Origin of the sequence: Bacillus sp. AY18-3 (assembly GCF_008042305.1) — a bacterium.
GTDB classification, from domain to species: Bacteria; Bacillota; Bacilli; order Bacillales; family Bacillaceae_G; genus Bacillus_A; species Bacillus_A wiedmannii.
This window is the reverse complement of sequence record NZ_QKQR01000002.1, coordinates 117,949-131,312: the sequence shown is the minus strand read 5'-3', so window position 1 is coordinate 131,312 and position 13,364 is coordinate 117,949. Positions and strand designations below refer to the sequence as shown.

The following is a 13,364-nucleotide window of genomic DNA, read 5'->3' as shown; positions in this document are numbered from 1 at the left end:
AAATAAGGAGGTTATATAGTATGGATTATAAAACGCAGTTTGCGGAAAGTTTATCCGATATTTTTACGAATGAATTAACGCAAAATCAAATTTTAGATTTAATCGAAACGCCGAAACAAGATGAATTCGGAGATGCGGCATTTCCATGTTTTTCACTTGCGAAGCAATATAAAAAATCACCAGCTATTATCGCAAAGGAAGTTGCAGGAAAATTAAGTGATCCATTTTTTACGAAAGTAGAGGCTGTTGGTCCTTATGTAAATGTCTTTTTTAATCGTGAGACGGTAAGTGATGATGTATTAAAAACGGTTTTAGCGGAGAAAGAAGAGTACGGTCAAAATCACTTTGGTTGTGAAAAAACGGTAGTTATCGATTATTCCTCTCCTAATATCGCGAAACCTTTTTCAATGGGGCATTTACGTTCTACAATGATTGGAAATTCACTGAAACATATTGCTGAAAAATGTGGTTATGAAGTTGTAGGAATTAATTATATTGGAGACTGGGGCACACAGTTTGGAAAGTTAATTACCGCTTATAAAAAATGGGGAAATGAAGCAGTAGTTAAAGAGGATCCAATACGTGAACTATTTAAGTTATATGTTCAATTTCATGAAGAGGTAAAAGACGATGAAGAATTAGAAGAAGATGGACGCGCTTGGTTTAAGAAATTAGAAGAAGGTGATGAAGAAGCTGTTGAGCTTTGGAATTGGTTCCGTCACGAATCCTTAAAAGAATTTTCTCGTATTTATGAACTTCTCGGTGTTGAGTTTACTAATTTTCAAGGAGAAGCCTTTTATAATAACTTAATGGAAGATTTTATTGGGATTTTAGAAGAACATGATTTGCTTGAAGAGTCAGAAGGTGCGTTAGTCGTTAATTTAGAAGAAGAGGGAATGCCGCCTTGCTTAATTAGAAAATCCGATGGTGCAACGATTTACGCAACACGTGACTTAACAGCAGCGTTATACCGTCAAAACACATATGCATTTGATAAAGCGTTATATGTAGTTGGCCCAGAACAAAGTTTACATTTTAATCAATTTTTCACTGTATTAAAAAAGCTTGGTTACAATTGGGTTGACGGCATGGAACATGTACCGTTTGGGTTCATTTTAAAAGATGGTAAGAAAATGTCGACACGTAAAGGAAGAGTTATTTTACTTGAAGAAGTACTTGAAGAAGCAATTGACCTTGCAAAACAAAATATTGAAGAGAAAAATCCAAACTTAAAACAGAAAGAAGAAGTAGCGAAGCAAGTCGGTGTTGGCGCAGTTATCTTTCACGATTTAAAAAACGAGCGTATGCATAATATCGAATTCTCATTAGAAAACATGCTGAAATTTGAAGGTGAAACAGGACCGTACGTACAGTACACACATGCACGTGCGTGCTCTATTTTAAGAAAAGAAAGTGTAGAATTTGAAACGTGTACGTTTGCATTAAAAGATGATCATAGCTGGAGCGTTGTAAAATTACTGAATAAATTCCCTCAAATAATTGAAGCAGCTTTCAACAAAAATGAGCCATCAATCATTTCAAAATATGTATTGGATGTAGCACAATCGTTTAATAAATATTACGGTAATGTTCGTATATTAGAAGAGAGCGAAGAGAAAGACAGCAGACTCGCATTAGTGTATGCTGTGACGGTTGTATTAAAAGAGGGATTACGTTTACTTGGGGTGGAGGCACCTGAGGAGATGTGAAACAAATAGGTATACGTATCATAGTAGATATGTATGCCTATTTATTTTTATAGAAAATGTGAAAGCAGAAGTTTTATTTTATTAAATCTAAATTTTTCTAGAATTGTTTCAAGTGTAGGAATGTCCTTATTAAATGGAGAATTGTAATGTCATATATAAAAAGGAGGCGTTAAACTTGGAAACATACGATTGGAACAGTAAACTAGCATATTTAAAAAACACAAGAGATTTATATTACAACGACGATTATGTAAGCTTTTTAGTAAATATGGTTTGGAAGATTACTAAGCCAGTACATATTGTTGATTATGGTTGTGGATATGGTTATTTAGGCTTAGTATTAATGCCTTTACTTCCAGAAGGATCAAAGTATACAGGCATTGATAGTAGAGAAACATTATTATCTGAAGCGAGAGAGTTGTTTCGTTTACTTCCGTATGAGACAGAATTTCTTGAGGGAGATGCTACAGAAATTGAATTGAAAGATACATACGATATAGCAATTTGTCATGCTTTCTTATTACATATGAGTTCGCCAAAAATGATGCTAAAAAAATGATACATTCAATTAAAAAGGGCGGAAAAATAATCTGTTTTGAACCACATTGGATATCAAATATGTCTTCATACTCTTTAGATGGAGAGAATCAATCGGAATTTATTAGGCTAGGTGCTTTGCAGAAGTTATTTGAAAATGACATGCAGAGAAGCGGAAAAGATGGAAATATTGGTATGAAAATACCGATGTGTTTAAGTGAACTAGGCGTAAAAAATATTGAATGTAGAGTAAGTGATAAAGTGAACTTTTTAGATTCTAATATGCACTATAATGATAAACAAAGGTTGTATCATTCATTAAAAGAAGAGGGGATTGCAGGGGATCCGGGTGATAAACAGCATTTTATAGAACGTTTAATGGCTAGAGGATTAACATATGATGATGCGCTAGCTCAATATGAAGCTGAACTCCGATTCTTTAAGGCATTTCATCTACATTCTTCTTTAGTATATGCTCCGAATATGAAAATTACATTTGGTGAAATAGTATGTTGAAAGATAGCGATTTATTGAGGATTGTCATTTTTTGTCGGTAAGTCGATATCCACCGTATAATCGCTGATATATTTTGAAAATCGTCGATATATTTAAATTATCGCCGATATAATTTCATGTACGGATTTCAGCTTCCAAAAGATAAAATCCTCATGTTACGTTATTCCATTTAATTAAACAAAATATGGAGAAAAACAATCATTTTTACTATATTTTGTTATAAATTTGAATAATATTAATTAATACCATCCATTATAAGAGATTTTAGTTGAATACCTACAATATGATGTGTAAAATCTAAGCAAGTAGCAGTACAAATAAATATTCGAGGTGAATACATGCTAGATTTTAAGCAGTTAGATGCTTGTTTGAAAGACAAGAGATTTATAGATGGATTACAGGAAATAAATAATGAAATTTCATATATAAAAGAAAAGAATACTTTATCTTATTTGAAGAGTTGGCTTGCTAGTGTTCCTTCACATAAGGAGTTTGACATATTAATACGTCTTACTGATGAAGGGCTTATGCACCAATACAGTTCATTCCTCATTCGCTACGCCTACAAAAAATTCCCAAATATGAGAACGCTCTCTTTATATTGTGATGAGTTAATTGATGAGCGGAAAATACTTGAAGTAGAACAGTTGTTAAAAGACTCATTAGAAGAGGTAAGCAAAGAAGAAATAGAAGCTGATCTTTTAGCGAAAACATATTTTACGTTAGTACGATGTTTGTTGGAAATGAAACGAAATGAAGAAGCCCTAATCTATATGCAAAAGGCAGAGGAGTACAGTTCACGTGCCGTATTTGATAAATGGGGCTACGTCTATATGCATACAGGTGAATGGGAGAAAGCAGAAGAACAATTTATAGCCGGCATGCAGCATAAAGATTGTGAAGAGCTATCTACCTATTTATTATCACAATTATATGCGAATCAAGGAGAACAAAAACGTGCATTACAGCTAATTGATGATGCGATTGTAAAGTTCCCGCAAGTACCATATTTTCATTTTGAAAAGGTAAAATATTTATTAGATTTAAGGAAGTATGAAGAAATGTTAGCGGTAATAGATAACATAAATAATCAGCTTCCTTATCATGCGTATAAAGCTTACTTTGTACATTTACGTGCAGAAGCGCTTTACAAAATGAATAAACTTGTAGATTTACAACAGTTATTAAAAGAAGAAAAAAGTTTAAAAGAGTCTTTATATCATAATTTAGAAAAAAATCCAGATGGAAAAAAGGTGCATTTACCGATAGTTCCTATTGTACAAAAGGATAATTATTGTGTTCCGACAAGTTTAGAAATGATGTTGCAGTTATGGGGAGAAAAACGTACACAAGATGAAATAGCAGAGTTTATTTTTGATATGACAGGCTCAAAGTTTTCAGATACTGTTTCTTATTTAGAAGAATTAGGTTATGAATATCGTTATTTTAAAGGGAATGAGGAAAATTATAAGAGACTGCTGGATGAAGGGATTCCGGTTTTATTAAGTATAGATATTGAGCATGCTTCACATGTACAAGTGCTATCTGGATATGATGATATGTTACAAGCTTTTTATGTTCAAGATCCGAACTTTATAGAACCAGTTATTGTGGAATATAGTAAGTTACAAGAAAAATATCGTTACACAGGTTGTTTAGCGATTACGTTTGTTCCGAAAGAAAAGAAGGAGCAATTAGCATTTTTAAATGAAGAAGAAAATCATTATTTTAAATCTATTTTTTCTCTTACGGATCATCTAGATGAACATGATAAAGAGGGGATTCATAACTTAGTACAATTTTTAAAAGAGACGAGTGATAATCCGAATACGTGGTTATATACAGTTAAGCATTTAGATGTTGAAGTAGATAATGAGTTTATTATATGTTGTATTGAAAAGTTAATGGAGAAGTTTCCGAACTCAGATTTTGTTAAATTGCATGGTGCGCAGTGCTTTATTCGCCTTCAAGAATTAGAAAAAGCCGGGCAAATGCTGACAAGTGTTGAGAAGAAAAATAATCGTGCTTTATATCATTTAATAAACGGAAGATATGCTTTTGAACAGGAAAGTTATATAGAAGCGATTTCAAGTTTTCGTTCATCATTACAATTAGACGCAGATCAGCCGATTGCTTGGAGTTTTCTCGCTCTATCATACATGTATATCGATCAATCTGAAAAGGCGTTGCAGTTTTCTCAAGTTGCTTTAGAACGTAGTCCAGAAAGATTCACTTTAACGAATCACGGATTAATATTAATAGATTTGGAAAGATATGAAGAAGCGTATGAAATTTTTAATGACCTATTAAGAGAGAATAAAAATGAGGCACATGTATGGTATGAGCGCGCGAGATGTGCGCATCATTTAGGGAAATTACATTTAGCGATAAAAGGGCTTAAAGTAGCGATTTATTTGGATAGTAATGCACCCTACATCTATACGAAACTTTCGGAAATATACGAGTCTGATTTGAAGGATGAGGAAAGTACGAAAGAAATTTTATTAAAAGGTATTGAGAATTGTGACGATAAGGCACCTCTATACGTAAAACTCGGTGACTATCATTTTCAAAATGATAGTCTGGAAGAAGCAGAAACATTGTATAATCGTGCTTTAGAAGAAAATCATGATGATGTTTATTCTCACTTTGGACTTACGCAAGTTTATATGGCGAAAGAACAATACAAGGAAGCGAAACAATATATTCTCGGTATTGAAAAACAAATTGAAAAGAGCCAAGATTTTCTTATGAATGCGGGAATGGTTCTATGGGATGCTGAGGTTGAACTTGGTGGAAATGAAGAAGGGTTTAAATTAGCTTTGTCTAAGTTAGAGAGTGGTATAAAGCAGAGTGAATATAATGTGGCAAGTGCGTTAGATGAATATGTGAATCGAATTAAAGGAACGGTATTTGTACAAAGAGGTATAGCATTCTTAAGAACGTTACACAAAGAAAGAAAAGAAATAAGCGAATACGGTTGTTATACAGGTATTTTATATGAATCTATTGGGCAGTACGGCCAAGCGATGAAAAGGTATAATAAGGCGACAGAACAAAAGGAAACGGCATTACCGTATTACCGAATTGGTGAAATACTTATGGCATTAGGGCAATTGACGGAAGCAAAACAAGCATATGAAACATGTTTAGAGCTTGATGAGAATTTCGTAGGTGTGCATTTACAGCTTGCAGAAATATATGAAAAAGAAGAAAATCGTTCTAAAGAACAAAGTCATATGGTTCAGGCTATGAAAGAAGAGCCGATGCATATTAATATGGAATATTTGGCACAGCTTTCAGTAGAAATGAGTCTTCAGGAAGAGTTATTGACAGAACTAGAACAATTAGCGGACGAAGCACCTGAAATATGGCGATTAGATGCGATTGCATATGTGTATGGAGCGATGGATGAAATAGATAAAGAACAAGCACAGATTGAAGAGGCACTTCAATTAGATAGTGAGCATATAGAAGTTCTATATCATTATGCCAAAGTGTTAGTGAAAAAAAGAAACGCAAAAGCAATTGAAATTGCAATGAAAGTTATACAAAAAGATGCAAATAATGAACGAATATTTGATGTGTATGTAAAAGCGATAGAACAACATAAGAAATTGTCTAACATACGAGATTTTCTTCATACATTAAAGGTGAAGAAGGCAGAAAGAAGTATGGCATTTATGTATGCTGCATCTGCGGTGACGGAAAGATGGATTGAACGACAACAAAATGAACAGCCGAAAAAATCCATAATTACGAGAGCTTTTTATCGTATGAAAAACCGTGCGAAAGAAATTTCGATTATTACTACAATCATTGATTTGTATGAAATTTCGTTAAAGTTAAATCAAAAAAATAGTATGGCAGCGCAGCGATTTTCACTATTTTACGAGAATGTGGAGATGTATAAAGAGGCGATAGATGTATTGCAAACATCGTTAGAAAATAAATGGGATTACGATATAGCGAAGCAACTTGTAAATCTTTTCATGGCGTGTGAGGATGAAGATATGTTACGGGATGCTTCAGAATTAACGAAGCAAATGGTTCGAGAGTTACCAGATGATTATGATACGCTTCTTTTACAAGCACAAGTATTCTTTAAAATAGGAGAAGAAAGAAAAGCAGAAAAGATTACCTTACAATTAACGGAGCAAACACCGTTTGTAAGTAGAGCGTTTCTTGCTTTAGGAGAAATGTATCAAAGTCAAGAAAGGTTTGAAGAGGCAATTCATGTATTAGAAAATGCTTCTATACATCATCCAAATGAAGCAGCAATTCTTCTTTCTTTAGCATCTTCGTATCATGGTGCCGGACAAACACTAAAGGCAGAAAAAATAACAAATGATGTATTAACAATAGATGCGAGTGATTTGTTAGCAAGATACGATCGCGCTTGTTATTTAGCACAGTTAAATAGAATTGAAGAGGCGAAGCAAGAGCTTGAAATTGTTCTTCGTGAGGATGAATCAGGATTCTTTGCTGAGCTTATTGAAGAAGATGAAGATTTAGCTGGAATACAAGAATTTAAGAAATAATTGTATAGGAATTGTGAAAAAAGGGTATAATTAAATATATATTTAGAATTAGTTGACAATTTATTGCCCAATGGCATAAAATAGCTTTTAATAAAGTATACAAATCTGAAGACGAGAACGAGTAAAATAATGAATTGTTCCCCAGAGAGCCGGTGTATAGCTGAAAGCCGGTGTGCAGACGTTATTTGAAAATCATCTCCGAGGAGCCGAGGCTGAAATAAGTAAGCCCGGACGGATGTCTACCGTTACAAAGAACACGTATGATAGTACGTTGCTAAGTGCTATTAGCGAAGAGCTAATAGAATTAGGGTGGTAACGCGGTTAAACCCGTCCCTACTTCATGGGGACGGGTTTTTTGTGTGCTTTAAAATATTCAAAAGGAGTGATTGTAGATGAAGAAAGTAGATGTAAAAGAGTCAGCTGTAGGGAGAGAAACACGTATTCGTAAGCAGTGGAACGAGCAAAGTATTTTCGAGCAATCAATTCAGAATCGAGAAGGCGCACAGTCTTTCGTATTTTATGAAGGACCACCAACGGCGAACGGTTTACCACACGTCGGACATGCACTTGGACGGACAATTAAAGATGTAGTAGCGAGATATAAAACGATGGCTGGTTATAAAGTGCTACGAAAAGCGGGATGGGATACACACGGTTTACCTGTAGAATTAGGTGTTGAGAAGCAACTCGGTATTTCTGGTAAACATGAAATTGAAGAGTATGGAATTGAGCCATTTATTCAGAAGTGTAAAGAGAGTGTATTCACATATGAGAAGCAGTGGCGTGAATTCACTGAAAGCATCGGTTATTGGGTAGATATGGATGATCCATACGTTACGCTAGAGAATCCATATATCGAAAGTGTATGGCATATTTTAGGGACGATTCATGAAAAAGGATTATTGTACAAAGGGCATAGAGTCTCACCATACTGCCCAAGTTGTCAAACTTCACTAAGTTCACATGAGGTTGCACAAGGGTATAAAACAGTAAAAGACTTAAGTGCAACAGTTAAGTTTCAAGTGAAAGATAGTGAAAATGAATATTTCCTAGGGTGGACAACAACACCTTGGACACTTCCAGCAAATGTTGCGCTCGCTGTACATCCAAATATGGAATACGTGAAAGCGAAACAAGAAGGTCATGTATACATTGTTGCGAAAGAACGTGTACAAGATGTATTAAAAGAAGACTATGAAGTATTATCTGTTCATAAAGGTGAAGAATTAGTAAACACATCTTATATGCCGCCATTTCCAATGAAAGAAGTTACAAATGGCTATCACGTTATCGCAGCAGATTTTGTCACGGCAGATAGTGGTACAGGACTCGTTCATATCGCTCCAGCATATGGGGAGGACGATTATAGAGTCGTTCAAAGTGAAGGATTGTCATTCTTGCATGTTGTAGATGAGAAAGGTGAGTATACAGAAGCAGTACCATTTTTGAAAGGGAAATTTGTAAAAGGTTGTGACGTGGATATTGTTCGTCATTTAGCGAAGGAAGGCTTACTATATCATAAAGAAAAGTATGAACATAGCTACCCACATTGCTGGCGTTGTGATTCACCACTTCTTTATTATGCAGGAGAGAGTTGGTTAATCCGAACAACTGCAATTAAAGATACATTTTTGCAAAATAACGATTCTGTTACTTGGTATCCAGATCATATGAAACATGGACGCTTTGGTAAGTTTTTAGAAAATATGGTGGACTGGAATATTAGCCGAAATAGATATTGGGGAACACCATTAAACGTATGGGAATGTGAAAGTTGCGATCATCAATTCGCACCGAAAAGCATTGCTGATTTAAGAAAGCATAGTACAAAAGAAACACCGGAAGATTTGGAATTGCATAAGCCATATGTAGATGAAGTGCAAGTTTGCTGTGAAAAATGCGGAAGTACAATGAATCGTACACCAGAAGTAATTGATGTTTGGTTTGATAGTGGTTCCATGCCATTTGCGCAATATCATTATCCATTTGAAAATAAAGAGTTATTTGAAGAACAGTTTCCAGCGGATGTTATTGCAGAAGGCATTGATCAAACACGTGGATGGTTTTATAGTTTATTAGCAGTATCAGCACTATATACAGGAAAAGTGCCTTATAAACGAGTGTTATCACTAGGGCATGTATTAGACGAAGAAGGACAGAAAATGTCTAAAAGTAAAGGGAATGCACTAGATCCAGTTGATTTAGTAAATCAGTTTGGTGCAGATGCATTAAGATGGGCGCTACTCGTTGACAGTGCTCCGTGGAATGCGAAACGTTTCTCGGAAAGAACAGTACTGGAAGCAAAGTCTAAATTTGTAGATACATTAGTCAATGTGTATAGCTTCTACGTTTTATATGCAAATTTAGATGAGTATAATCCGAAAGAAACGTATGACGCAAAGCGGACGAAATTGGATGAATGGGTATTATCAAGATTGCATAGCACAACGAAAAAAGTGAGAACAGCACTTGATGATTATCAATTTACGAATGCAGCTCGTGAAATCGCGGCGCTTGTAGATGAAGTAAGTAACTGGTATGTAAGACGATCACGTAATCGTTTCTGGGAATCTGGTATGAATGCTGAAAAAGCAGCTGCGTATGAGACACTTCATGAAGTGCTTGTGACAATTAGTAAATTAATTGCACCATTTACACCGTTTGTCGCTGAAGATATTCATTTAAATTTAAGTGGAAGTAGCGTTCATTTAGAGGATTATCCAGTTGTAAATGAATCACTACTTCAGCCGAAACTAGAAGCGGAAATGGATGCTGTTTTACAAGTTGTTGAACTAGGAAGAAGTAACCGTAATCAACATTCTTTAAAAGTAAAACAGCCGTTAGCGGAACTTGTATTACTAGCGCATAATGAAAATGATATGGATTGGGAATCTTATCGTGATATCGTCATGGATGAGCTAAATGTCAAAGCGTTTCATGTTGAACTCGATGAAACGAAATACACGTCCTATCAATTAAAGTTGAACTTTAAAACAGCTGGGCCGAAGTTTGGTAAAAATGTGAATGCAATAAATGGATGGTTAAAACAATTATCAAAAGAAGAAGTACAACACTTTGTATCTACAGAAAGAGCAGTTTACGAAACTGCACCAGGAGAAGAAGTAGTTGTAACGGCTGAAGATGTAGTAGTAGAGAAAGTTGCGAAATCAGGGTTCTCTAATACGACTAACGGACAATATACAGTTATGTTAGATACGAATGTAACAGAAGAGTTGTTACAAGAAGGAGTGGCGCGTGAATTTATTCGAGCGGTTCAAGAATATCGTAAGCAGTTAAATTTACCGGTTAATTTACGAGTAGATGTTATTCTTGATACAGAGGAAGAGCTACAACGAACATTAACGAACCATAAAGATTTATTGGAAGAAAATTTACTCGTTAAGCAATTTACATTTGATCACTTAACGAATGAAGACGATGAACTATCTTTAGGTGAAGCGAAAGTTCGAATCAAATTAAGCGCGGCTCAATAAAGAAAAAGGAAGTTGGAATGATTCCAACTTCCTTTTTGTATGATGAACATTTATCCGTCTATTTTCCGCATAATCCATTCAATAGGACCTCTAGAAAATTTATTTCTAAAGTATTGTTTTCACTTTACACATAAATATTGAGAAAATTTCGCTCCCCCTAAATGGAGAGGTAATAGAATTGTTCGTAGAGAATTACTCGTAGATTCAATTTTTATCCCCCCATTTTGTGGGGAATGATTGCCTAGTGGTAATGGGATAAGGTTGAGCTACTTTATTAGGGGGAGTGGTTCTATGTTTAATAAAAAAATGGTGGCAATGGCAATGACTGTGCCGTTAGTAATGGGGACGATTTCTACGGTTTCGGCATTGGAAAAACAGCAGCAAGTAAAGCTAGAAGCTTATTCGCCGCAGAAAAAAGCAACTGAATATTTAAAAGAAAATGCTGCGCAGTATGGATTAAAAACAGACCTTTCAGACTTGCAATATATTTCTACAACAGAAACGTCAGTAGCTTCATATGTTAGGTTCCAGCAAGTTGTTAATGGTGCACCTGTATTTTCAAAACAAATTACAGTTACTCTTAACGGAGAGGGAAAGGGCGTACTTGCTGTTTCTGATTATCAATCCGTCAAAGGTGTGAAGGAAGTAACGACAAAAATTAGTGAAAAAGATGCAATACAAAAATCAATGGCGTATGTTGGAGAAGCAAGTGAGCAAAACTTATGGGCTCCTACAGAGAAAGAATTCGGATATATTGTGGAAGAGGGAATTGCTCGTCCAGTATATAAAGTGGTAGTCCATTCTAATAATCCATTTGGCGCATGGGAAACATTTATTGATGCGGAAAATGGGAAGTTAATTAAAAAGGTTGATATAAACCGAAAAGCTGAAGGGACAGGAAAAGTATTTTTACCTAACCCAGTCGTATCTAGCGGTAGTAAAGTAGGCTTAAAAGATAATAACGATGCGGATTCAACAGCGTTAACGGATCAATTGAAGACTGTTACGTTAAAAGGTTTAGATGGGACAGGATTTTTAATTGGAGAGTATGTAACGATTTCTTCAAAAGCAAAAACAAAATCTACAAATTTACAATTTAACTATACACGTGCAAATGATAGCTTTGAAGATGTTATGTCGTATTATCATATCGATACATTACAGCGTTACATTCAAGGGTTAGGATTTAAAAATATTAATAATCGCTCTATTAAAGTGAATGTGAATGGAACGACGGCGGATAACTCATTTTATTCTCCGACAACGAAAGCTTTAACTTTTGGTACTGGCGGAGTAGATGATGCAGAAGATGCTGGTATTATCGCACATGAATACGGGCATTCGATTCAAGATAACCAAGTGCCTGGCTTTGGTAGTTCTGCAGAAGGCGGAGCGATGGGAGAAGGATTTGGTGACTTCTTAGGTGCTACGTATGAAGATGCAGTATCGACAACAGGCTACGGAAAAGCATGTGTTGGAGAATGGGATGCGACTGCTTATTCTAGTTCAGATCCGACGTGCTTGCGCCGATTAGATACGAATAAAGTGTATCCGAAAGATGTTACAAATGAGGTACATGATGATGGGGAAATTTGGGCACAAGGTCAATATGAGATGGCACAAGCTTTTGGACGTGATGTAGCAACGAAAATTATTTTACAATCACACTGGTCATTAACACCAAACTCTAAATTCAGTGATGGAGCAAAAGCGATTAAGCAAGCGGATGCTCTTTTATATGGCGGACAACATGCTGCTGATATCGATCGTATTTGGGCAGCAAGAGGAATTAGTACGAATTAATATAAAAAGTCGTGGCGTTTATAAGCCACGACTTTTTAATTTGCTTAAGAACTGGTACTAGTAAAGTAAGCTATATGAATGCTAATGTAAATTCATCCGCATTCTAGTTGTTTTTTTCGTCTTTAAAAACAAAATGCTCTTTAAATTTTCTAGACTCAACTTTTTGACCGTTTCTCATGGAGCGGAAAGGGTGTTCTTGCCAAGTAATGATTACATCAACTTCATCTGCTTTTGTAGCAACTGGAAAATTAGCATGTTCAAATCCAGTTTTTCCACTTGCTAAGCGACTTTCCTTTCGTGAGAAAAGTTCATATTTCGTTTTCGTTTTTGGCTCGTTGCGGAATACTTCGACTTGTACGTTATATACTTCACTGTTACCAACATTTTTTACTGAAAATTGATATGTTTTAAATTCATCTTCTTTAGCTTGAAGCATATTGTTACCTATGTTCTTCGGTTCATCAATATTCACTTTCCATTGATCAGAGTTTTGGGAGATTGGTAAAGATTTTGGTGAATAGGCGTATGTTTCATTCACTGCAATTAGGCATAACAAAAGAAGAAAGAAACTAATCGCTTTTTTCATATAAACACCTCGCTATAAAATTTTTATCCCGCTATTTGCCGGGCAGTAAGACCCTCCACCTCAAAATTCAGGGAAAGCAAAGAAGTTAGGTGGGGGGCGGGCTTACCGTAAAAGCCCGATTGGTGAGGGCTGATAATCAGTGGGGAGGAACAAAATCCCCACTGATTAAAGTTTCACT

The 13,364-nt window shown here is 35.4% G+C and carries 5 protein-coding genes, 1 pseudogene and 1 other annotated feature; of the genes and pseudogenes, 5 read left to right on the top strand and 1 reads right to left on the bottom strand.

What is annotated here, in order from left to right; all coding sequences use genetic code 11:
- Positions 1-20 precede the first annotated feature (20 nt).
- The 5 genes and pseudogenes from argS (at position 21) to DM800_RS01155 (ending at position 12,600) form a co-directional block, all read left to right on the top strand.
- Positions 21-1,709: an arginine--tRNA ligase gene (gene argS, locus DM800_RS01175; RefSeq protein WP_088063225.1), complete on the top strand. Its 1,689-nt coding sequence runs from the start codon at positions 21-23 to the stop codon at positions 1,707-1,709.
- A 175-nt stretch (positions 1,710-1,884) separates the two neighbouring features.
- Positions 1,885-2,762, top strand: a pseudogene (locus DM800_RS01170) (class I SAM-dependent methyltransferase).
- Between the two features lie 338 nt (positions 2,763-3,100).
- Positions 3,101-7,303, top strand: coding sequence for a bacteriocin-processing peptidase family protein (locus DM800_RS01165; protein ID WP_147786242.1), 4,203 nt, complete (start codon positions 3,101-3,103; stop codon positions 7,301-7,303).
- Positions 7,304-7,402: 99 nt separating this feature from the next.
- Positions 7,403-7,641, top strand: a binding site (T-box leader).
- A gap of 54 nt (positions 7,642-7,695) precedes the next feature.
- Entirely contained in the window at positions 7,696-10,797 is a 3,102-nt protein-coding gene (gene ileS / locus DM800_RS01160; protein WP_147786241.1) for an isoleucine--tRNA ligase, read from the top strand.
- A 291-nt stretch (positions 10,798-11,088) separates the two neighbouring features.
- Positions 11,089-12,600, top strand: a complete 1,512-nt coding sequence (locus DM800_RS01155; protein ID WP_147786240.1) for a M36 family metallopeptidase — start codon at positions 11,089-11,091, stop codon at positions 12,598-12,600.
- Between the two features lie 103 nt (positions 12,601-12,703).
- On the opposite strand, the gene DM800_RS01150 is transcribed toward DM800_RS01155, so the two are convergent.
- Positions 12,704-13,186, bottom strand: a complete 483-nt coding sequence (locus DM800_RS01150) for a hypothetical protein (protein WP_087982595.1) — start codon at positions 13,184-13,186, stop codon at positions 12,704-12,706.
- Between the last annotated feature and the right edge of the window lie 178 nt (positions 13,187-13,364).

Excerpts from the sequence above, each read along its gene's own strand:
- DM800_RS01165 (WP_147786242.1), top strand. The coding sequence starts at position 3,101 with ATGCTAGATTTTAAGCAGTTAGATGCTTGTTTGAAAGACAAGAGATTT.
- DM800_RS01150 (WP_087982595.1), bottom strand. The coding sequence starts at position 13,186 with ATGAAAAAAGCGATTAGTTTCTTTCTTCTTTTGTTATGCCTAATTGCA.
- ileS (WP_147786241.1), top strand. The coding sequence starts at position 7,696 with ATGAAGAAAGTAGATGTAAAAGAGTCAGCTGTAGGGAGAGAAACACGT.
- DM800_RS01155 (WP_147786240.1), top strand. The coding sequence starts at position 11,089 with ATGTTTAATAAAAAAATGGTGGCAATGGCAATGACTGTGCCGTTAGTA.
- argS (WP_088063225.1), top strand. The coding sequence starts at position 21 with ATGGATTATAAAACGCAGTTTGCGGAAAGTTTATCCGATATTTTTACG.